The organism is Sorangium sp. So ce406 (assembly GCF_051474675.1).
Classification (GTDB): domain Bacteria; phylum Myxococcota_A; class Polyangia; order Polyangiales; family Polyangiaceae; genus Sorangium; species Sorangium cellulosum_G.
Genome location: NZ_CP150340.1, coordinates 183,166 through 205,601, shown reverse-complemented (window position 1 = coordinate 205,601; position 22,436 = coordinate 183,166). Strand labels below are relative to the sequence as shown.

Sequence of the window (22,436 nt, the reverse complement as noted above, 5' to 3'; positions counted from 1 at the left end):
AGCGCACATCGGCGCCGGCCTGGCGAGGGCGCGGCGTCGCGATCGTGCTCCACGCGGAGTGGACGACGGCCCTCCCGGGTCGGGCGGCGCGCGTGCCCGGGGGCGTGCTAGAAATCTTCAATGCGCAATCGCCTTGGATCGAGGAGGCGGTGAGCATCTCGCTGAGGAAACGCGATGCCGTGGCGCTGTCCATGGCGATCGCGGCGCACCTCGCGCTCCTCGCGGCGCCGACGCGCGAGCGGCTCCCCGACCCACCTGCCGGGCCCCCCGCGCTCGTCGACGGCATCGACGTCGAGCTCGAGGAGCCGGGCTCGCAGGCCGCGGCGCAGCCGGCCGGAGCCGCGCCGGGCGCGAGCGAGCCCGAGCGCGCGGACGAGATCGGCAAGGCCGCCCCGGTGGAGAAGACGCAGGCGCCCGCGCCCGGCGCAGCGGCCGCCAAGGTGGCCTCCGTCGAGCGCGCGAGGCCCGCGCCGGCCGCCCCCGAGGCGCCCGCCGCCGAGCCGAGGAGCGCGCCGGAGCCCGCGCCGCCGGAGGCACCTGCCCCCGCGGCCGAAGCACCCCCGCCCGCCGTCGAGACGCCCCCTTCCGGGGCCGAGCCCCCCGCGCCCGTCGCCGAGGCGCCCGGACCCGCGCCGACAGCGCCGCCCGGCGACGAGTACGGCGGGCCGCCGTCTGCGGCGCCCCCCGCGGCGGGCGAGGCGATCGCGCTCGCGCCCGGGCTCGGGGCACCGCTCTGGACCGTGCCCGGCGCGCTCGCCGCCCCCGAGGCGCCGCGGGCCGCCCCGACCGCCGCCCCGCTCGCTCGCCCCGTCGATCCGGCCATCGCGGGCAAGGTCCTGAGCGACACGCTGCACAGCAAGGACAAGAGCGTGGGCATCAGCGTCCCGGCCGCCGGCGTGGTGGCGAGCACGCTGGCGGACACGGTGCGCTCCTCGGCCGCGCCCCTCGACGCCCGCGCGACGTTCGAGGTCAAGCTCGGCGCCGACGGCAAGGTCCTCGGCGTCCGGCTGGTGAGCGCGACGGCCGGCGACGGCCCCACGTGGGAGCGCATCGTGGGCGAGGCGAAGGGCGCGCTCGCCGGCAGCGCGCTTCAGATGGGGCCTGACCGGGCGCCGGTGACCGTGACCGTCAAGGTCCAGTCCAAGGTGCAATATCCCTCCGGCAGCAAGAAGAAGCCCAAGGCGGAGCTCGTGTGCGCCGAGGAGGTGCTCGAGAAGCTGCAGCAGGCCGTGGAGAACCCGAACCAGCTCGGCGAGGTGCGCGGGCGCGGCGACGGGCCGCCGCCGGCGGCCGATATGGATGATGAAGAGCGAAAGAGGGTCTTCTGCATCCCCGTCGGCCTCCGCGCCAAGGGCGATCTGTCCGACGTCGGGGCGCACAGGGTCAACGTGGTCTCGGCGTCCTTCGCGGTGAAGCGCGAGGGCGAGCGCGCGCTGCCGCACGAGGACATCCTGCCGGTCGACACGCGCGTGCCGTGGGCGCCCAAGGACCCGAAGAAGATGAAGCTTCCGCCGCGCCCCAAGAAGAAGTGGAAGAAGAAGCAGCAGCAGCCCTGAGGCCGCGTCTACCGACAACGGGGCGGCAGCTCCGGCGACGCCGGACGCGCGCGAGCGTCGGAGCGCCGGCGCGGGTCGCGCGCCTCTGCCGCGAGCCGTTCCAGCTTGGTATGCTCGGCGCATGCGCGCGGCGTCCCTTGCTCTGAGCTCCGGCCCGTCCGACCGTGCCACCGTCGAGGACTGGCTCGCCATTGCGGAGAGCGAGCGCGCCGAGCTGATCCACGGCGCGCTCGTCTACCACGCCTTCCCCGGCCCGCAGCACGGCTTCACCCAGGGAGGCATCTTCGTGAAGCTGTGGCCCTACAACCGGAAGGGGTCCGGAGGGGGCGGCCCTGGAGGCTGGTGGATCTCGCAGGAAGTCGACATGCTGCTCGGCGGCATCGGCTGCCGTCCGGACGTGGTCGGCTGGCGGAGGGACAAGCACGAGCGGGCGCCCGCGCCGGACGACCGAGGCGTCGTCACCGCTGTGCCCGACTTCATCTGCGAGGTGCTCTCTTCCTCGACGGCCCGCTACGACCAAGGTCCGAAGCGCGACGCCTATTTCCAGGCGGGCGTGCCGCACTACTGGCTGGTGGACCCGACCTACGAGACGCTGACCGTCCTTGAGCGGGCAGAGCGTGGTTATGTGATCCTGCTCGTCGCGAGCCCCGGTGATACGGTGCGCGCCGCGCCGTTCGACGACGTCGAGATCCCCGCGGCAGAGCTGTTTCTCGACCGCGGTGAGCCCGGGGCGTGACGGGCCGCTCCCCGCGACGCCGATCCCGGCCCCATCGCCCGGTCCCGCGTCCCTCGCCCATCGCGCGCCGCTCCTGTGTCACCCCGCGGCGGCGCTGCGCCTGCCCGGCTCGAAGCAGATCGGCAGGCGCGCGGGGCCAAGCACGTTGAGCGCCCTGCGCGGCTCCCACGGCTCCTCGCTCGCGAGCTCGAGGCCCCGCAGCCGCGAGAGGAGATCCGACAGCGCGATCCTCGCCTCCAGGCGCGCGAGCGGCGCCCCGAGGCAGAAGTGGATACCCTGCCCGAACGCGACGTGCGGGTTGGGATCGCGCCCGATGTCGAAGCGGCCAGAGTCGCGAAATTGCTGGGGATCTCGGTTCGCGGAGCCGATCACCGGCACGACCAGCTTCCCGGCCGGGATCACCTGGCCGTGCACCTCGACGTCGCGCCGCGCCTCGCGGAAGATCATCTGCACCGGCGAGCGGTAGCGCAGGACCTCCTCGATCGCCGACGGCAGGAGGTCGGGCGACCCGCGCAAGCGCGCGAGATCCGCCGGGCGCTCGACGAGGCACAGGATCGCGTTGTCGATCAGGTTCGTCGTCGTCTCGGTGCCCGCCGCGAGCAGGACCTGGAAGAAGCCCAGGATCTCGTCGTCGGTCAGCCGCTCGCCGTCCACCTCGGCCTCGACGAGGCGGGTCAAGAGGTCGTCCTTCGGCGCCCTCCGCCGCGCCCCGAGCACCTCCGCGAGGTAGCCCTCCATCTCCGCCTTCGCCGCGGCGTGCTCGCGCATCATCCGCTCCGCCTCGGCGCCGCCCGAGATCGCGTAGCTGAGGTTCACGATCGCCTCGCTCCAGCGCATGAAACGCGCCCGGTCCTCGAGCGGAATGCCGAGCATCTCCGCGATCACCATCATGGGCAGCGGGGCGGCGTAGTCCGCCGCGAGGTCCATCGCCCCCCGCTCGATCTGCTGATCCAGGAGCTCGCGCGACAGCTCCCGGATCCGCGGCTCGAGGCCCGCGACCGATCGCGCGGTGAAGGCCCGCAGGATGATGGCGCGGAGCTTCGTGTGGCGCGGCGGGTCCGCGAAGAGGAGCCAGTCAGGGGCCTTGCCGGTCACGGGCGTCACGACCGAGCTGAACGCCTCGTGATCGGTCAACGCCCGTTTCACGCCCTCGTAATCGAGGATCATCCAGAGATCGAGCGGCGCGACGTGGAGCACGGGAGAGCTGCTCCGCAGCTGCTCGTACATGGGATAGGGATCGCGCCGCGCCTCGTCCGGTAAAAGGTTCATCGCCAGGACCTCCGTCGTCGTGAACGGCCGGGAGCCGCCTCCGGCAGGAAGACGATGCTAGGCCATGCGGCAGGGGAAGGCACCGGCTCGCGCGCGCCGCGCCTCACCCGGTCCAGGCCGCCCAGACGTCGTCGCGCTCCACGCGCGGCGCGCGCTCGGTGACCAGCCTGGCGAACACCGTCGGGTGCGGGACGCTATCGAGGCCCACCGTCTTCCAGGGAAACACGGTCTGGCCCCGGAAGAAGGCGACTCGGCCCGACTGCAAGCGCACGAGAGACAGAGCGCTCCAGGCCACGTGGTGTCCGCGGATCGCGATCCCCTGCCCGTCGAGGCGCACCGGACCGAACGTCAGGGCCTCGCCCTCCGTGATCGCGCGCCGCGCGTCGTCCATCAGGGGACGAGAGCAGCACAGGAGTATCCGGCGGGCCACCTCCTGGCCGTCCGCGACCTCGACAGGCACGGAGCGCTGCGCGCCGGAGTGCTCCACGAGGCGGACGCCGCGGAGGAACACGAAGCTCCCGAACGGCGTCGAGCTGCGGTCGAGGTCGAACCATACCTCGTCCACGTCGTCGAACACCACGACCTCGCGCCCATCCCGGCGCGCCACGACGACGCCGTGATCGTGGAGCTCGATCCGCAGCCCGCGGTGGCGCAGCGCAGCGGACGCGAGCACGGCGAAGCCCGCGAGCCCGAACGGAAGCGAAAGGAAGAAGCCCTGCCAGCCGGCGATGACGGCGCCGATCACGCTCGTGAACACGAGGAGCAGCGCGCCCCGCGCGACCTGGAACAGCGCGAAGTTCCGGCGCTGCGCGTGAACCGAGCGGAGCTCGCCGAGGCGCTGATCCTCGGGAGGCGCCGTCGGGCGCTCCGCCGGCTGGCGGAAGGGGTGCGGCTGCACAGAGACGCCGTAGCACGGGCCCGGCCGCGGCCGCGAGTTCTGCGCGGGAGCGCCATTGCGGCATCTCCTCGATCGCGTCGCCGTCGCGCCATGACGCTCGCGGCGCGGCCGGCTGCGCCATGACGCTCGATGAAGACGAGGACCCACAGAGGGCCCGATGCTCCCGCGCCGCAGCGCTGATGTCTGCAGACCTCAATCGACCCGCCGCGGAGCCGCGCTGAACGGCAAAGTCGCCGCGCGCGCCGGCGTCGACGCCGCGCGCGTGCGTGCACACGGCTTGCATGGGCAGCGCTGCGAAGCCCGGATCGCAGCGCGCGCCGTCTGTCGAGGCCGCCTGGATTTCGGTCGACCGCCGTTCGAAAAGTCCACCGGCGGCATCCAGCGACGTCCTATAAGACGGCCGGGATTCGAGGCAGCGTGCCGTTCCTCCGCCGGAGGGAGCGGCGTTTCCCACAACTCGCCTGCGCGCCGGAGCAGTCCACGGCCGCTCGCCCCCATGCACTCAAAAGGTGATTCTGCGCATGAGAGCCCATTCTCCCCCTCGATGGATCTGCGGCGCCGCCGCGCTAGCCGCGGCGGCGTGGGCCGCGCCAGCGTCCGCTCAGGAGGCGGACGCGGAGCGCGGCCTCGCCCTCGACCGCTTCAGCCCAGCGCCCGCCGGCGATCGGATGTTCAGCGTGCCGTCGCCCTACGCGGCCTCGCCCAGGCAGGACGGCAGCCCGGCGCTCCACCTGATGCTGCTCGGCGACTACGCGCACAACCCGCTCGTGCTCACGCGCCTGGGGCAGGATGAGCCGATCGACTCCATCGTGGAGCACCAGCTCTTCCTGCACCTGAACGGCTCGCTCACGCTCTGGGACCGGCTCCACGTCAACGTCGACGTGCCGCTCGCCGTGCTGCAGGAGGGCGGAAACCCGAGCGCGGAGGGGCTCTCCTTCCCGTCGCCGAGCGGCGCGGAGATCGGCGATCTCCGGCTCGGGCTGCGGCTGCGGCTGCTGGGCGAGTACTTCGACCCGTTCCAGCTCGCCGTCGGCGGGTACATGTGGCTGCCGACCGGCAACGGCGAGCGCGGCTCGTACGTCGGCGAGGGGACGGTGCGCGGCATGCCCCAGATCATCGCCGGCGGCAGGGTCCCGCACCTCACGTGGTCGGTCGCGGCCGGCGTCGACCTGCGCCCCGCGCAGACGTTCGCGCAGGTGCGGCAAGGGCTGATGTTCAACGGCGGCGCGGGCGTCGGCCTGCTGCTGCTGCCCGAGGAGCAGCTCCAGATCGGGCCCGAGGTGACCGTGTCGACGGTGCTGGAGGATCCGGACGCGCGCAACACGAACGTCGAGGCGCTGCTCGGCGTGCGCTACCGCTTCGCGCCCGCGGTCCGCGACTTCGAGATCGGCGTCGCCGCCGGCCCTGGCTTCACCTCGGGCATCGGCACCCCGGACTTCCGCGCGGTCGCGATGCTCGCGTACTCGCCCGAGGTCCGGCGCGCCGACCCCGACCGCGACAAGGACGGCATCCCCAACGAGCAGGACGCCTGCCCGGACACGCCCGGCGTGGGCGACGCCGATCCGAAGAAGAACGGCTGCCCGCCCTCCGATCGCGACGAGGACGGCATCCTCGACCGCATCGACGCGTGCCCGGACACGCCCGGCATCGCGAACGACGATCCGAAGAAGCACGGCTGCCCGCCGCCCGGGGACCGCGACAAGGACGGCATCACCGACGACGTCGACGCGTGCCCGGACGAGGCCGGCCCGAGCAACGAGGACCCGAAGAAGCACGGCTGCCCGCCGCCGCCGGACAAGGACGGCGACGGCGTGATCGACGCGGAGGACGCCTGCCCCGATATCCCCGGTCTCCGCACCTCGGATCCGGCGACGAACGGCTGCCCCGGCGATCGCGACGGCGACACGGTGCGCGACGACAAGGACGCCTGCCCCGACGAGAAGGGCAAGCCCGATCCGGATCCGGGCAAGAACGGCTGCCCCGTCGCGGTGCGCGTGACCGAGCAGGAGATCGTCATCCTCCAGCAGGTGCAGTTCGACACCGGCAAGGCGACGATCAAGAAGGCGAGCGACGAGCTCCTCGACGAGGTCGCGGGTGTGCTGAAGGAGCACCCGGAGATCACCAAGATCGAGGTGCAGGGGCACACCGATCCGCGCGGCGGACGCGCGTACAATGTCAAGCTCAGCCAGGCGAGGGCGGAGTCGGTCACGAAGGCGCTGGTCCAGCGCGGCGTCGAGGCCGAGCGGCTCGCGTCGAAGGGCTACGGGCCTGACGTCCCGATCGCGGAGAACGACACCGACGAGGGACGCCAGAAGAACCGCCGCGTGCAGTTCAAGATCCTCGAGAAGAAGCCGAAGCAGCAGCAGGAGGCGCCGTGAAGAGACGTTGGGTCATAGGTAGTCTTGTCGGGCTCGCCTGCGTGGGCGGGCAGAGCGGCACCGCGCACGCCGCGCCCGCGCTGCGCGTGCAGGTCGATCAGCGGGGAGACTTCCTCCTCATCGGCAACACGCTCGGCCACGAGTGCGGCAGGGACGACATCGAGTCGCCCGTGCTGGGCGACATCGGCCCGTGCGGGACCAACACCGGCGACAGCGCGCCCGACATCTTCTGGCGCGCCGACTCGCCCGCGGAGGGCGGGGCGGAGGCGAGCGCCAGCATCACCGCGGCGCAGGCGCGCACCACCGCGGTGCTAGCGGTGCCGGCCGGCGCGAGGGTCACCCACGCGTACCTGTACTGGGGTGCGCACCTCGGCACCACCGGGAGCGCGGACGAGGCCGTCACCCTGGAGCGGCCCGGCGCGAGCGGCTTCTCCGAGGAGGTGACCGCCATCGACAGCGTCGAGAAGATCAGCTCGGGGCGCGTCTACTACCAGTCGGTCGCGGACATCACCGCCGTCGTGCAGGCGCAAGGGTCCGGCGCGTACCGGGTGAGCGGCGTCAACACCGCGAGCTTCACGAACAACAACTTCGACAACCACTTCGCCGGGTGGTGGCTGGTCGTCTTCTACGAGCTCGCCTCCGAGCCGCCGCGCAACCTCGCGCTCTTCGACGGGCTCGACACGGTGGCCAGCGGGTCGACCCAGAGCGCCACCCTGTCGGGGTTCGTGGTGCCGAACGCGGGTTACGACGCGAAGCTCGGCATCGTCGCGTTCGAGGGCGACGTGGCCTTTGATGGAGATCAGTTCTTCTTCAACGGAGGGGCCGCGCTCGGCGACGCTCTGAACCCGGCCGGCAACTTCTTCAACGGCACGCGGTCCTATCTCAGCATGCCGGTGTCGAACGTCGGGGACCTGCCGCAGCTCGCAGGGACCGCGGGGAGCATGGCCGGCATGGACATCGACGTCCTCGACATCACCACCAAGGTGACCCCTGGGCAGACCTCGGCGCCCATCCAGGCATCGAGCAACAACGACCTGTACTTCCTCGCCGGCTTCATCACGTCGATCTCGACCTTCAAGCCGGACTTCACGTCCTCCACGAAGACGGTCGAAGACGTGAACGGCGGGCTGCTGCTCCCGGGCGACGTGCTCCAGTACACGATCGCCGTCACCAACACCGGCAACGACGCGTCGACCAACACCGTGCTTACCGATCCGCTGCCCCCGGGCGTAACGTACGTGCCGGGCTCGCTCTCGGTCACAGCCGGCGCCAACATGGGCGCGAAGACGGACGCGGCCGGCGACGACCAGGGCGAGTACGACGCCGGGTCGCGCACGGTCCGCGTGCGGCTCGGCACCGGCGCGAACGCGACGGCGGGGGGCTCGCTCCCCGCTGCCACCGGCTCGTCGAGCGTCACCTTCCGGGTGACGGTCGACGCCGGCGCCTCGGGCCTCATCGCCAACCAGGCGGTCGTCAACGCCGCCGGACAGCAGGGCGCGCCGGCCGAGGACACGCCGACCGACGGCAACGGCCCGGCGGGCGGCGTGCCGCCGACGGAGGTCGTCGTCGACGCGTGCGAGACCGACGCGCAGTGCGCCGCGCCGACGCCGCACTGCGAGACGGCGGGGACGCCCAACACGTGCGTCGAGTGCCTCACCGACGCGCACTGCGGGCCGCTCACCCCGACGTGCGATCCCGACGGCAACACCTGCGAGTGCGTGCCCGCGGCGGCCGAGGTCTGCGGCGACGCGATCGACAACGACTGCGACGGGATCATCGGCAACGGCTGCGACTCGGACGGCGACGGCATCGACGATCCCACCGAGATCGCCGCCGGCACCGACCCGAACGACGCGGACAGCGACGACGACGGGGTGACCGACGGCGAGGAGCCGAGCTTCAGCGTGGACTCGGATGGGGACGGCCTCATCAACGCGCTCGACCCCGACAGCGACAACGACGGGCTCTACGACGGCACCGAGCTCGGCTCGCTCTGCGACAACCCGGCGACCGCGATCGGCGCGGGCCACTGCCGGGTCGACGGCGACGCCGGGGCGACGAAGACCGACCCGCTCGACGCCGACTCCGACGACGGCGGCGTGCCGGACGGGCAGGAGGACGTGGACCTCGACGGCGTCGTCGACGAGGGCGAGACCGATCCGAACGACGGCGACGACGACGTGCCGCCGGTGGACACCGACGGTGACGGGCTGAGCGACGACTTCGAGGAGACGATCGGGAGCGATCCGAACGACGCCGACACCGACGACGACGGGGCGCTCGACGGGCAGGAGCCGAACCCGGCCGACGACACCGACGGCGACGGGCTCATCAATGTGCGCGACGTCGACAGCGACAACGACGGGCTCTTCGACGGCACCGAGCTCGGCCTGGGCTGCGACAACGAGGCGACCGACGCCGACGCGGGCCACTGCCGCGCCGACGCGGACGCGGGGGCGACCAAGACCTCGCCGGTCGACGCGGACACCGACGACGGCGGCGTGCCCGACGGCCAGGAGGACATCAACCTCGACGGCGCGATCGACGAGGGCGAGCTCGATCCGAACGACGGCTCCGACGACGCGCCGATCGTCGACACGGACGGCGACGGGCTGGCCGACGAGCTCGAGGAGCTGATCGGCACCGACCCGAACGACGCGGACAGCGACGACGACGGCGTGATCGACGGGCGGGAGCCGAACTTCAGCGACGATCACGACGGCGACGGCCTCATCAACGCGCTCGACCCCGACAGCGACGACGACGGGCTGTTCGACGGCACCGAGCTCGGGCTGCCCTGCAGCAACGAGGCCACGGACGCGGGCGCCGGCACCTGCATCCCCGATGCAGATAACGGCGAGACGGTCACCTCGCCGCTCGATCCGGACACGGACGACGGCAGCGTGAGCGACGGCGTCGAGGACGCGAACCACAACGGCAGGGTCGACGAGGGCGAGACCGATCCGAACAACGCCGCCGACGACGCGGTGCCGGACGATCGCGACGGCGACGGGCTGAGCGACGCGGTCGAGGAGATGATCGGGAGCGATCCGGACGACGCCGACTCCGACGACGACGGCGCGCTCGACGGGCAGGAGGTGAACCCGGGCGACGACACCGACGGCGATGGGCTGATCAACGTGCTCGACGTCGACAGCGACAACGACGGGCTCTACGACGGCACCGAGCTCGGGCTGCCCTGCGACCAGGAGGGCACCGACGCTGAGGCGGGCCACTGCCGCGCCGACGCCGACGAGGGGGCGACCAAGACCTCGCCGGTGGACGCGGACACCGACGACGGCGGCGTGAGCGACGGCGACGAGGACATCAACCTCGACGGCGCCATCAACGCGGACGAGACCGACCCGAACAACGGCGAGGACGACGTGACGCCGGAGGACACCGACGGCGACGGGCTGAGCGACGCGCTCGAGGGCGAGATCGGCACGGATCCGGAGGACGGCGACAGCGACGACGACGGCGTGCTCGACGGGCGGGAGCCGAACTTCAGCGACGATCACGACGGCGACGGCCTCATCAACGCGCTCGATCCCGACAGCGACGGGGACGGGCTGTTCGACGGGACCGAGCTCGGCCAGGGCTGCGATCTCGAGGCCACCGACGCGGCGGCGGGCACCTGCATCGCGGACGCGGACCCCGAGACGACCACGAACCCGCTCGATGCGGACACGGACGACGGCAGCGTGAGCGACGGCGCCGAGGACGCGAACCACAACGGCAGGGTCGACGAGGGCGAGACCGATCCGAACAACGCCGCCGACGATGTGCCCACCGGCGAGACGTGCCGGCAGGACAGCGACTGCGGCGATGCGTCGAGCGGGATGATCTGCGTCGACGAGCAGTGCGAGGAAGGTTGCCGCGGTGAAAGCGGCAACGGCTGCCCGTCGGGCGAGGTGTGCAGCTCGACCGACAGCACGCCGGGCACCTGCGGGCCCGACTCCGGCGAGCCGAACGATCCGACCGGCATCTTCGCCGAGGGCAACGGCCTCTGCGCCGCGCGGCCCACGCCGGCCGGCAGCGGTCCGGGCGCGGCTGCGCTGCTGCCCCTGCTCGGCGCCCTCGCCGGCCTCGCGCTGCGCCGGCGGCGCCGCGCCTAGCGCAAGACAGCGGACCCACGGCCGCGCGTCCCCCGCCTGAGCTGGCGGGGCGACGCTCCCACGAGCGGCCGTGGGCGCCCCGCCTGCGCATCCTCCCCTGAAGATCATCACATCACCGGCGCGATCCGCTCGTCACAGCGGCTCGCCGCGAGCCAGCGGCTCACCGCCAGAGAGCGGCAGTGAGCGCCGCGGGTGGGGCGCTCCCACGACAGCCACGGTGGCTTGACAGCGGCGTCGGCGAGGGGCTCTCATCGATCGCGGACTCATGGCGACGAGCAGCCCGCCGCGTGCCAGCGTGACGCCCCTCGGAGCTGCGACCGCCGCCGCCGTGACATGGCGGTTCAAGGGCGAGCTCCGGGTGACCGCGATCGTGAAGGCCACGTTCGCGTTCGCCAGCGACACGGTGATGCCGCGCGTCGCGCCGCAGGAGATCATCCGGGCGGAGGTCCATCACGGCGCCAGGCCGTCGCGGAGCGTCCGGTTCACGACCGACCTGGTCCCTCGCCTGCTCCAGGCCGATGTGCTCTGGACCGGCCACGCGCACGCGCCGCAAGGCCGCCCTGTCGAGACGTTGCCTGTCCGGCTCGGGCTCTTCTCGTCGACCGGATGGACGCTGCTGGACAAGACGCTGATGGTCCGGAAGCGGGGCGGCTTCGTGCGGCTCCCTGTCGATCTCGAGCACGCGTACGGCGGGATCGGCTTCCCGGGGAACCCGTTCGGGGTCGGCTACGCGGAGGGCTCGGGCGAGCCGAACATCCTCGATCCGCGCGACGCGAGGCGCGTGGCCGGCTTCGGCCCGATCTCCCAGGCCATGCCTGTCCGCAGGCGGCTCCTCGGCGCGACCCCGCGCGCCCTGCTCGAGCGCGAGATCGCCGAGATCCCCGACGATCTCTCCTGGGAGTACTTCCAGGCGGCGCCGCCCGACCAGCGCGCGCCCTTGCTGCGCGGCGACGAGTGGATCGTGATGGACGGCCTGCACCCGAGCGCCCCGCGCGTGAGCATGCGCCTGCCCGGCGCGCGCGGCTTCGCGCGCGTTCACGGCCTCTCGGACCTCGGCGTGGAGGAGCGCGAGGCGCTCCCGCTCAGCGCCGACGTGCTGCGCATCGACGGCGACGAGCAGCGCTGCACGGTGACGTGGCGCGGCAGCTTTCCCGTGCCCGCCGAGGGCGCGCTCTCGCGGATGCGCATCCTGGCCGGCGTCGAGCTCCCGGGCGAGCCGATCGCGTGGCCCGCCCCGGGCGCCGCGATCCACAGCGCCGCGGCGGCGGGCCCGGGGCTCGCGCCCCGATCCGGCGCGGACGACGGGGACGACGCCGCCCTGGAGTCGACCCTCGCGATTTCCCCCGAGGCGAGCCAGACGGCGAGCGCGCGGCTCGACGGGACGGTCGACCTCCCGGAGAGGGCGGTCGCGCTGCTGCCGGCAGCGTCGACGCTGCCGTTTCGACCGGCGCCCGCCGGCGCCTCGCCGCAGGCGCAGCCCGCGCCGCTGCCGCTCGAGGCGCCGGTCGGCAGGTCGGGGACGGTGTCTCTGCCGAAGGAAGTCCTCGACTTCGCAGCGAGCCTGCCGGCGACCCCCTTCACGGCCGCGCCGCCCCCGGCCCTGCCGGCCGCGCCGCCCCCGGCCCCGCCGGCCGCGCCGCCCCCGGCCCTGCCGGCCGCGCCGCCCCCGGCCCTGCCGGCCGCGCCGCCCCCCGCCCCGCCGGCCGCGGCCGCGCCGCCCCCCGCCCTGCCGGCCGCGCCGGCCGCGGCCGCGCCGGCCGCGGGGCGCGCCTTCACCTGGTCCACACCGCCTCCCGAGCCGCCGCCCCCCGGGCCGTCCGCCGGGCCGCCGAAGCCCCCCGCGAAGCTCGACGTGAACGCCCTCCTGTACGGCATCGGCAAGAAGCGGAGTTGACGCACCGATGCGCGCGAGGACCGGGAATGGACCCCAGCAGAGCAGGAGCCCCTCGCGGGTGTGGAGGTTGACCCCGCGCCCTCGGCGCCAACTCACACCGCCGCCTGCGCGGCGCTTGTACCGGATCGGCCCTCCAGGCCCGACCTGCAGTGAAACGGAGGACGAGCGATGAACGAAGCCTCGGGGACGCTGGACGTTCGCATCGAGTCGGAGCGGGGGTCGTGGGACCACGTCCGGGTCCGCGAGCTCTCCGGGCGAGAGGCGATCTCGCAGCTCTTCTCGTTCGATCTCGACATCGTGATCGACGAGGGCCACGAGCTCCCGGCCGACGCCGCGCCCGGCGCCGAGGTCAGCCTCGTCTTCGAGTCCGAAGGCGAGGAGATCCGCCGCGTCTCGGGCATGCTCGGCCCCATCCGGGACCGCCTCGAGCCGCTGGCCGAGCGCCCCACCTGTCGCCTGCGGCTCGTGCCGCGCGCGTTCCGGCTCACCCTCGTCGAGACGCAGGAGATCTTCATGGACCGCAGCGTTCCGGACATCCTCCGGAGCAAGCTCGAGCGGCACGGCCTCGGCGCCGAGGACGTCGAGCTGCGGCTGCTCGAGAGCTACCCGGAGCGCGAGTTCGTCGTGCAGTACGGCGAGAGCGACCTCGCGTTCATCAGCCGCCTGGCCGAGCACGTCGGGATCAGCTTCTTCTTCGAGCACGAGGACGGCCGCGACAGGCTGGTCTTCACCGATCATCCGTCCGGCTTCCGCCCCGCCGCGGGCGCGGCGACGGTGCCGTTCCGCGCCCGCGGCGAGGCCGCGGGCGTCTTCGCCCTCGAGGTGACGACCGATCTGGTGCCCACCAACTACGTCGTGCAGGACTACAACTACCGCGCTCCGCAGCTCGACCTGACGGCCTACGCCGGCCTGGACTCGGGCGACGGCGGCGGCGTCGTCGAGTACGGCAGCCACGTCAAGACGCCCGAGGAGGCCCGGAGGCTCGCGCAGATCCGGGCCGAGGAGCGGCTCTCGCGGCAGCGCGTGTACGAGGGCAAGGCCAGCCGCGCGGCGCTGTCCGCCGGGCGGCGCATGACGCTGATCGAACACCCGCGCCTCCCGGGGCCCGAGGAGCTGCTGCTCGTCGAGGTGGAGCACGAGGCGCGCCTCCCCGCGTTCAAGGACGCCGGCGAGCAGAGCCCCTTTTACAGGAACGCCTTCCGCGCGATCCCGGCCAGCGTCGCCTACCGGCCGCCGCGACGGACGCCGAGGCCGCGCATCTCCGGCGTTGTCACCGGGGTCGTGCAGCCGGGGCCCGGGGGAAAGACGAACGGGATCGCGCAGCTCGACGCCGAGGGGCGCTACACGGTCCAGATCCATTTCGACACGGCGCAGCCGGGCGAGCAGAAGGCCTCGCGCCCGATCCGGATGGCGCAGCCCTTCAGCGGCATGGGGCACGGGATGCACTTCCCCCTGCGGCCGGGCACCGAGGTCCTCGTGGGGTTCGCCAACGGCGACCCGGATCGCCCGGTGATCCTCGGGGCCATGTTCCACCCGCTCGCGCCCTCGCCCGTGGCGGCGCGCAACGCCAACCAGAACCGCATCACCACGGCCTCGGGCGCCATGCTCGAGATCTCGGAGAAGCAATGACGAAGCCCACGACGGTCGGGGTTCACTTCCGCTCCGAGGCCGCCCCGGCCGGGGGGTTCACCGTGCTGGGGCTCCGCGGCGAGGAGGCGCTGTCGCGCCCGTACCGCTTCGAGATCGATCTCGCGTCGCCCGATCCCGCGCTGCCGCTCGACGACATGGCCGGCGCGGCCGGCGAGCTCGACCTCGCCGGCCGCGCGATCCCGGGGGTCGTGGCCGAGGTGGAGCAAGGCGGCGCGCTCGGCGCCGGCCGGTACGCCTACCGGGTCGCGCTCGTGCCGCGCCTCGCGCTGCTCGGCCTCGCGCGGCAGACGCGGATCTACCAGCGGCTCAGCGTGCCCGACCTGGTGGAGGCGGTGATCGCCGAGAGCGGCCTCGCGATCGAGGTGGAGCGGCGGCTCGAGGGCGCGTACCCGCCGCGCGAGCACGCCGTGCAGTATCAGGAGAGCGCGCTCGACTTCGTCTCGCGCCAGCTCGAGCAGGCGGGCATCAGCTATTTCATCGAGCCGCGAGGCGGGGCGGAGCGGCTCGTCCTCTGCGACCACCCGGGCGGCTTCCGGGGCGCGGTCGAGGCCTCCATGGGCGAGGGGGAGGCCGCCCAGGTGCGCGCGCTGCGCTGCCGGCGCCGGCTGTCGCCGCGCGCGCTCGTGCTGCTCGACTACAACGAGCGCACGCCGGAGGTGCCGCTCCAGGCCGAGGCCGAGGTCGACGGCCGCGGCTTCGGGCTGCTCATCGACGAGGGCGGCCCGTTCGCGACGCCCGAGGAGGGCGCCGCGCTCGCCGCCGCGCGCGCCGAGGAGCTGCGCTGCCGCGCGGCCGTGTACGACGGCGCGATCGGCGCGCCGCTCGCCGCGGGCGCGCGCCTCGGGCTCTCCGGCCACTTCCGGGCCGACTGGAACCGCGATTACCTGGTGACGCGCGCCGTGCACCACGCCGAGGCGGGCGACGGGCCGCGCTACGCCTGCGAGTTCGAGGCCATCCCGGCCTCGACGCGCTATCGCCCGCCGCGCACCACGCCGAGGCCGCGCCTCGAGGGCGCGATGGTCGCGCACGTCGACGCGCGCGGCCCGGAGGGCACCGCGGCGGTCGACGCCGAGGGCCGCTACCGCGTGGTGATGCCGTTCGACCTGAGCGGCGCGGCCGAGGCGCAGGCCTCGGTGCCGATGCGCCTGGCGACGCCCTACGGCGGCGCCGACGAGGGCATGCACTTCACGCTGCGCAAGGGCGCCGAGGTGCTGTGGACCGGCGTCGGCGGGGACCCCGAGCGGCCGGTGATCACCGGGGTCGTGCCCAACGCGAAGAGCCGCGTGGTGACGAGCGCCGACGAGGGACGCGGCCGCATCCGGATGCCGAACGGGGCCATGGTCGAGATGGGCGGCGGCTCCGGGCGCCCGCGCGCCCGAGGCGCCGACGGCGCGCCGGCGGCCTCGCGGGCCGGCGCCGACGACGCGCCGGCGGCCTCGCGGGCCGGCGCCGACGACGCGCCGGCGGCCTCTCGGAGCGGCGCCGACGGCGCGCTGCCGCTGGAGCAGCAGCTCGGCCAGGACGACATCACGACGACCGCGAGCGCCGCGGAGGACTGGATCCGCATCGCGGTACCGCACAGCAACGGGAAGTACAGCTACCTGCGGTACGGCGAGCACGCGACCGCGGCGGCCGGCAATTTCACCGAGTCCACGCGGCTCGATCCGGCGGACGGGTTCGGCGACGGCGGCTGGACGTGGTCGAGCCTCGATACCGGCTACGACATCAGCTCGGCCGAGCGCGACAAGGGGAGCGCCGCGCACTTCGGCTGGGCCGCGAGCGACGGGGTCTACGATCACACGGACATGAACCGCACGGTGGTGACCGAGGGGGACTACCAGTCCGTCACCGTGGGCAACCGCACCGACGTCGTCCTCGGGAACTACCGGCTCGTGATCCCCAGCCGGACGTTCGGCATGTACGACGCCGACTTCTACTCGATGACGTTCAGCAACGACTGGCAGGGCTGGCGCAAGACCCAGCGCAGCCACGTCTCGTCGGTCAACCTCACGTACGGCGACAACTCGAGCTTCTTCACCGGCATCAACTTCGGGATGAGCCTCGGCGGGAGCTACAACATCGCGGCGGGCGTGAACGGCAACGTCTTCCTCGGGCTCAACACCGGGATCACGGCCGGGATGACCTGCAACATCGCGTACGGCCCGGTGCTGGAGTTCGGCAGCACGAAGAAGCTCACCACGGCCGACGAGCAGGACATCAAGGCGCGCTCCAAGGTGCACCTGCGCGTGCGGGCCACCGACCAGCCGGCGATCGAGGCCGCGAAGCCGTGGGTGGCCGCGGTCGCGGCGGGCGCCGCGGGCGCGGTGTTCGGCGCGGGCGGCGCGGCCGCGGGCAAGGACGACCTCGACAAGGGCGGCGGGCTCACGGGCATGACGTGGGGCATCGCGACGCTCGGGGCGCTCGTCGGGTCGTACCTGGTCCACAAGCTCGCGCACGCGAACCCGCTGAACGACGCCGAGCTGATCATCGAGCCGACCCAGATCCTGCTGCGCTGCGGCGGACTGGCCGGCGCGACGATCAAGATCGAGCCCGCCGCGATCGAGCTCGCCTGTGGCCCCACCAAGCTCAAGCTCGACGCCCTCACCGGCATCAAGATGGAGACCGGGCCCGCCGTCCTGGAGATGCACAGTCAGGGCGCCTCCCTGCAGTTCGGCAACAACAACTTCACGGCAGATGCCGTAGGAGCCCTCATCCAGGGCCAGCAGCTGCAGTTCTTCTAGGAGATGCCCGCGCTGCAGGCGGGAGCGCGGCCCCGCGCGCGTCGAGAGCCGTCATGAAGATCGTCAACCCCACCCCCACGACGTTCGCCGCCATCTCCTGGCAGCTCCGGCCCCCGCAGTGGGCCCTGTGCCTCATCGCGAAGGGCACCTACCGCCTCTCGCCCGGCGAGCCGGCGATCCCGGCGGACGCCCCGGAGCCGCTGCTCGGCGACGTGTACGACGAGGACGACCCGCGCCGGGCCCTCCGCCGCGCGTCCGATTTCGCGCCCTTCAAGCCGAAGGCGGACCTCCTGCTGTCGGGGAAGGCGCACGCCCCCGGCCGCCGGCCCGTCACGTCGCTGCCGGTCAGCTTCGCCGTCGGCAAGACCTCGCTCGCGCTGCTGGTGACCGGCGACCGCCACTGGACCGATCCGGCCGCCGGCAAGCGCGCCGATCCGCAGCCGTTCGTCGAGATGCCGCTCGGCTTCGATCGCGCCTTCGGCGGCCCCGGCTTCGCGGCCAACCCCGTCGGCCGCGGCGTCTTCGACCCGGGCGAGCGCGACCCGCGGCGGCGGCCGCTGCCGAACGTCGAGGATCCGCGCGCGCCGGTCGACTCGCCCGCGGCGAGGCCGCCGCCCGCGGGCTTCGGGCCGCTCTCCGCGGCGTGGGCGACGCGCGCGAGCAAGCTCGGCACCTACGACGCGCGCTGGCTGAAGCAGCGCTGGCCGTTCTTCCCCGAGGACTTCGACTGGAGCCACTTCAACGCGGCCGTGCCGGCGCTCCAGGCCGAGTACCTGCGCGGCGACGAGGAGATCGTCTGCCTCAACCTGCACCGCGAGCGGCGCGAGTACCGCGCGCGGCTCCCCTGCGTCCGGATCCGCTGCTTCCTCGACGAGCTCGCGGGCGGCGCGGAGCGCCTCCGCGAGGTCCAGATGAACCTCGACACGGTCCACGTCGACCTGGAGGCCGGGTCGCTGTCCCTCGTGTGGCGCGGCCACGCGCCCGTGTCCGCCGAGGACCACCCCGAGGTGCGGCACGTGCTCCTCGCGAGCGAGCCGCTCGGCGAGGGCCGCCTCGCCGCCGCGCACTACCGCGAGCGGCTCGCGCTCGCGCTGCTGGAGGCGCGCTCCGCCGCCGCGCCCGCCGCGGGGGCGCCCGCCGCGGGGGCGCCCGCCGCGGGGGCCGCCGTCGCGCCGCCCGGCAACGACAACGACGGCGCGCCTCCCCTGGCCGGCGTCGACGACGCCGAGCTCCTCTCGCACATCCGCGCGACGCTCGAGAAGGGCGGCGCCCCGGCGGCGCTCGTCGCCGCCCTCGGCACGCCCGACGGCGACGCGGCGATCGAGGCGTGGCTCGGCGCGCTCGCCGGAGATCCGGCGCAGCTCGAGGAGGTCCAGCGCAAGACGCGCGAGCAGGTGAAGAAGGCGCTCGAGGCGCAGGGGCACGACCCGGCGCAGCTCGACGGGCTCGAGGAGCTCGACCGCGCGGACGCGGCCCGGGTCGAGGCGGCCCGTGCGGCCGCGGCGCCGTGGACACGCGAGCGCGTGGAGCTCTGCCTGTCGATCCAGGAGAGCATGGCCGGCGCCGACCTCTCGGGGCTCGACCTGTCGAAGCTCGACTTCGGCGAGGCGCGGCTCGCGCGCGCCCTGCTCGTGGGCGCCGACCTGACCGGCGCCCGCTTCGACGCCGTCGACCTCGAGGGGGCGACCCTCGCGCGCGCCAGGATGGCGGGCGCGCGGCTCCCGTCGGCCAGGCTGAGCGACGCGGACCTCTCCGGGGCCGACCTCACGGGCGCCGACCTGACCGGCGCGACCCTCGACAAGGCGCGCCTGGACGGCGCGGCGCTGCGCGGGGCGGACCTGACCGGCGCCGGCGCGGCCGGCGCCTCGTTCCTCGAGGCCGACCTCACCGGGGCGCGGCTCGACGGCGCGCAGCTCGCCGGCGCCCGCCTCGCGCGCGCGGCGCTCGACCGCGCCTCGCTCCGCGGCGCGGCGCTCGAGGGCGCGAGCCTCGAGGGGGCGCACGGCGAGGCGGTCGACCTGCGCGGCGCCGACCTGCGCGGGCTGCGGGCCTCGGAGCAGACCCGCCTGCCGCGCGCCCAGGCGCGCGGCGTCCGGGCCGACGGCTCGCGCTGGATGCACGCCGACCTGACCGGCGCCGACCTCGCGCTGGCGAGCCTGCGCCGCGCGGATCTCGGCCGGGCCGAGCTCGGCGGCGCCGACCTCCGCGGCGCCGACATGGCGGGCGCGGACCTGACGCGGGCGCGGCTCGGAGGCGCCCGCCTCGAGCGGGCGAACCTGCACGGCGCCCGCCTCGAGGCCGCCGACCTGCGCGGCGCCGATCTGCGCGGCGCGGGGCTCTACGAGGCCGCCCTGTGGCAGGCGCGGCTCGACGGCGCCGACCTGCGGGGCGCGCAGCTCGCGGCCACCTTGCTCACCAGCGATCGGGGCGCGACATGACCGGGGCCGCCGCCGCCGGGTTCGCGCGCGACAGGGACGATCTCCTGGCGCGCCTCGACGCCGGGCCGCTCGACCCGCCGATGGTCGTCGGCCTCGACCTGCGCGGCGTCGACCTCTCGGGCCGCGATCTCTCGGGCGTGCTCTTCAACGGCGTCGATCTGAGCGACGCCCGCCTCGCCGGGGCGAGGCTCACCGGCGCCGTCTTCCTCGCCGTCGCGCTCCGCGGCGCCGATCTGTCGGGCGCGCGCCTCGACGGCGCGGTGCTCGCGCGCAACGCGCAGCTCACCCGCGACGCCGCGGCCGCGGCGCTGCCGCTCGAGGCCGACCGCGACCTCGGCCCCGAGGTCGTCGATGCCCTGCGCGCCGCGGGATACGCGGGGTACCGGGCCGGGGCCACGTCGCTCGCCGGCGCCTCGCTCCGCGGCGCCGATCTGTCGCGCGCGCGGCTCGAGGGCGTCGATCTCACCGGCGCCGATCTCTCGGCCGCCACGCTGGCCGGCGCCGGGCTCGCGGAGTGCGCCCTCGACGGCGCCCGCCTCGACCGCGCGACGCTCGGCGAGGCCGAGCTCGACCGCTGCACGCTCGCGGGGGCGAGCTTCGTCGACGCCGAGCTCGCCGCGGTGACGCTCATCGGGGTCGAGCTCGCCGCGCTCGATCTGTCCCGCGCCCGCGTCGTCCGCGGGCTGCGCGCCCCGAACCAGGATCTGCGCCGCGCGGCGCTCCCGCGCGACCTCGCGGGCGGCGACCTCACGGGCGCGAACCTCGCCGGCAAGGACCTGTCCGGCTTCAACCTGCGCGGCTGCAAGCTCGACGCGGCCGATCTCGACGGCGCCCAGCTCCCGTCCGCCGATCTCGGCGGCGCCTCGCTGCGCGGCGCCTCGCTGCGCGGCGCGCGCCTCGCCGGCGCCGTGCTGAGCGGGGCTGACCTCGAGGGCGCCGCGCTCGAGCGCGCGAACCTCGACGGCGCCCGGCTCGACGGCGCCGGCCTGGAGCGGGCCGACCTGACCGGCGCGAACCTGTCCGGCTGCGATCTCTCCCGCGCCCGCCTGCGCGACGCCCGCCTGCGCGGCGCGCTGCTCGCCGCCGCCACGCTGCGCGGGACCGAGCTGACGGGCGCCGATCTCGCCGAGGCGTCGCTGCTCGACGCCACGCTCGACGGGGCGGAGCTGCGCCGCGCGGACCTCTCGGGCGCCCGCCTCGCCCGCGCCGCGCTCGTCGGCGTCGATCTCTCGCACGCCGTCCTCGCGGGCGCCGATCTCGCCGGGGCGCGCGTCGCGGGCGCGCGCCTCCGCGGCGCGGACCTGTCCGGCGCGAGCCTCCGCGGCGCGGCGCTCCAGCGCGCGCAGCTCGCCGGCGCCACCGTCGCCGGCGCGGACCTCTCCGGGGCCTCGATCGAGCAGACCTCGCTGCTCGGCCTCGACCTGCGGGGCGTGCGCCTGGCCGGCGCGCGGCTCGCCGGGAGCTCGCTCGTCGAGGCGCGGCTCGCCGGGATGGATCTCTCGAACGCAGCGCTGCGCGACTGCGATCTGTCGCGCGCGGAGCTCCGCGATGCGAAGCTCGACGGGGCCGATCTGACGCAGGCGAGCCTCGCCGGCGCCGACCTGGGCGGCGCCTCGCTCGTCTCGGCGCGCCTCGGGGTCGCGAACCTGGCGGGCGCCAGCCTCAGGGGCGCGCGGCTCACGGGCGCGGACCTCTCCCGGGCGTGCCTCGACGGGGCCGCGCTCGCGCGCGCCGATCTCGGCGGCGCGCGGCTCGACGAGGCGATGGTGCGCAAGGCGGATCTGAGCGGCGCGCTGCTCGAAGGCGCCTCGCTCGTCCACGCCGATCTGTCGCACGCCGACCTGTCCGGCGCCGACCTGTCCGGCGCCGACTGCCGCGCCGCGAACCTGCACCGCGCGATCACCGCGCGCGCGCGCTGGGACGGCGCCAAGCTCGAGGGCGCCCGCGCGACCGACCCGGAGCGCGCCCGCGCCGAGGACTGGCGCCCGCCCACCTCGCTATGAGCCGCCGACCACTGCTGCGAAGCCCCGACCCGAGGACCACCGCCATGCCCACCGCCGCCCTCCCTTCCCTCCCCGCCGAGCCCCCGCCCCCCGAGGCGCGCCGCGACGGCGCTCCGCCGGGCGAGCCCCCGCTGCGCATCGTGGCGCGCGCCGGCGCCTCGGCGTCGATCGTCGAGCGCGACGGCCACGAGGTCGTCGCGGTGCACGACCCGGCCGGCCGGCTGCTCTTCGAGTATGACGCGGAGACCGGCCGGGGCAGCCTCGTCGCGGCGGGCGGCCTGTCGCTCGCGGCGCCGGGGGGCGACATCGATCTCGTGGCGGGCGGCTCCATCCGCTGCTGGGCGGCCGGCGAGGTCGCGATCTCGAGCAGGAGCGGCGCGACCCTGGGCGCGCGCGCCGGGGGGCGGGGGGCGACGGTGCGGGTCGCGCCCGAGCGCGTCACCGTGGCCGGGGCGGCGCTCGCCGCCGTGGCCGAGCGCGGCGAGGTGCGCATCGACGAGGCGCGCTACGAGGGGCGAGCGCTCACCGCCGTGCTGGAGCGCGCGCACACCACGGTGGGCAAGCTCGAGTCGATCGCAGGGCGGGTGATCGCGCGCGCGGAGGACCTCTTCCAGGAGGTGCGCGAGCTGCACCAGCTCCGCGCCGGGCGGCTGCGCGCGCTGGTGGAGGACGTCATCGAGCTGCGCGGGCGCGAGGTGTCGGTGGACGCGCGCGAGGACGTGAGCCTCGATGGCCAGCGGATCAACCTCGGATAG

Annotated in this window: 12 protein-coding genes; 10 read left to right on the top strand and 2 right to left on the bottom strand. The window is 74.6% G+C overall.

From position 1 onward, the window contains the following. Positions 1 to 149 precede the first annotated feature (149 nt). Positions 150 to 1,556, top strand: coding sequence for a hypothetical protein (locus WME96_RS00780; RefSeq protein ID WP_437288274.1), 1,407 nt, complete (start codon positions 150 to 152; stop codon positions 1,554 to 1,556). 121 nt (positions 1,557 to 1,677) lie between these two features. Next, positions 1,678 to 2,292: a Uma2 family endonuclease gene (locus WME96_RS00775; RefSeq protein ID WP_437288273.1), complete on the top strand. Its 615-nt coding sequence runs from the start codon at positions 1,678 to 1,680 to the stop codon at positions 2,290 to 2,292. A gap of 78 nt (positions 2,293 to 2,370) precedes the next feature. On the opposite strand, the gene WME96_RS00770 is transcribed toward WME96_RS00775, so the two are convergent. Both WME96_RS00770 and WME96_RS00765 read right to left on the bottom strand, forming a co-directional pair. After that, positions 2,371 to 3,561, bottom strand: a complete 1,191-nt coding sequence (locus WME96_RS00770; RefSeq protein ID WP_437288272.1) for a cytochrome P450 — start codon at positions 3,559 to 3,561, stop codon at positions 2,371 to 2,373. 103 nt (positions 3,562 to 3,664) lie between these two features. Then, positions 3,665 to 4,459, bottom strand: coding sequence for a DUF6585 family protein (locus WME96_RS00765; RefSeq protein WP_437288271.1), 795 nt, complete (start codon positions 4,457 to 4,459; stop codon positions 3,665 to 3,667). Positions 4,460 to 4,980: 521 nt separating this feature from the next. Between WME96_RS00765 and WME96_RS00760 the strand changes: the two genes are divergently transcribed. The 8 genes from WME96_RS00760 to WME96_RS00725 all read left to right on the top strand — a co-directional run bounded on the left by WME96_RS00760 (position 4,981) and on the right by WME96_RS00725 (position 22,436). Then, on the top strand, positions 4,981 to 6,837 hold the full coding sequence (locus tag WME96_RS00760) for an OmpA family protein (RefSeq protein WP_437288270.1): 1,857 nt from the start codon (positions 4,981 to 4,983) through the stop codon (positions 6,835 to 6,837). A gap of 41 nt (positions 6,838 to 6,878) precedes the next feature. Further along, positions 6,879 to 10,955: an isopeptide-forming domain-containing fimbrial protein gene (locus WME96_RS00755; RefSeq protein ID WP_437288269.1), complete on the top strand. Its 4,077-nt coding sequence runs from the start codon at positions 6,879 to 6,881 to the stop codon at positions 10,953 to 10,955. A gap of 295 nt (positions 10,956 to 11,250) precedes the next feature. Further along, positions 11,251 to 12,849 (top strand): DUF2169 family type VI secretion system accessory protein, encoded by a 1,599-nt coding sequence (locus tag WME96_RS00750; RefSeq protein ID WP_437288268.1) that lies wholly within the window; start codon positions 11,251 to 11,253, stop codon positions 12,847 to 12,849. 168 nt (positions 12,850 to 13,017) lie between these two features. After that, complete coding sequence (locus WME96_RS00745; RefSeq protein WP_437288267.1) at positions 13,018 to 14,478, top strand: type VI secretion system Vgr family protein; 1,461 nt, start codon at positions 13,018 to 13,020, stop codon at positions 14,476 to 14,478. After that, the gene (locus WME96_RS00740; protein WP_437288266.1) at positions 14,475 to 17,240 is read left to right on the top strand and encodes a type VI secretion system Vgr family protein; all 2,766 of its coding nucleotides are present in this window, start codon (positions 14,475 to 14,477) and stop codon (positions 17,238 to 17,240) included. Before WME96_RS00745 ends, WME96_RS00740 begins: the two co-directional genes overlap by 4 nt. A gap of 53 nt (positions 17,241 to 17,293) precedes the next feature. Continuing rightward, complete coding sequence (locus WME96_RS00735; protein ID WP_437288265.1) at positions 17,294 to 19,678, top strand: DUF2169 domain-containing protein; 2,385 nt, start codon at positions 17,294 to 17,296, stop codon at positions 19,676 to 19,678. Then, complete coding sequence (locus tag WME96_RS00730; RefSeq protein WP_437288264.1) at positions 19,675 to 21,681, top strand: pentapeptide repeat-containing protein; 2,007 nt, start codon at positions 19,675 to 19,677, stop codon at positions 21,679 to 21,681. Before WME96_RS00735 ends, WME96_RS00730 begins: the two co-directional genes overlap by 4 nt. Positions 21,682 to 21,725: 44 nt before the next feature. Then, positions 21,726 to 22,436, top strand: coding sequence for a DUF3540 domain-containing protein (locus tag WME96_RS00725; protein ID WP_437288263.1), 711 nt, complete (start codon positions 21,726 to 21,728; stop codon positions 22,434 to 22,436).

What these genes read in the sequence shown, in the direction of transcription:
- WME96_RS00775 (WP_437288273.1), top strand. Translation starts at nt 1,678, where the DNA reads ATGCGCGCGGCGTCCCTTGCTCTGAGCTCCGGCCCGTCCGACCGTGCC.
- WME96_RS00770 (WP_437288272.1), bottom strand. Translation starts at nt 3,561, where the DNA reads ATGAACCTTTTACCGGACGAGGCGCGGCGCGATCCCTATCCCATGTAC.
- WME96_RS00760 (WP_437288270.1), top strand. Translation starts at nt 4,981, where the DNA reads ATGAGAGCCCATTCTCCCCCTCGATGGATCTGCGGCGCCGCCGCGCTA.
- WME96_RS00745 (WP_437288267.1), top strand. Translation starts at nt 13,018, where the DNA reads ATGAACGAAGCCTCGGGGACGCTGGACGTTCGCATCGAGTCGGAGCGG.
- WME96_RS00740 (WP_437288266.1), top strand. Translation starts at nt 14,475, where the DNA reads ATGACGAAGCCCACGACGGTCGGGGTTCACTTCCGCTCCGAGGCCGCC.
- WME96_RS00735 (WP_437288265.1), top strand. Translation starts at nt 17,294, where the DNA reads ATGAAGATCGTCAACCCCACCCCCACGACGTTCGCCGCCATCTCCTGG.
- WME96_RS00730 (WP_437288264.1), top strand. Translation starts at nt 19,675, where the DNA reads ATGACCGGGGCCGCCGCCGCCGGGTTCGCGCGCGACAGGGACGATCTC.
- WME96_RS00725 (WP_437288263.1), top strand. Translation starts at nt 21,726, where the DNA reads ATGCCCACCGCCGCCCTCCCTTCCCTCCCCGCCGAGCCCCCGCCCCCC.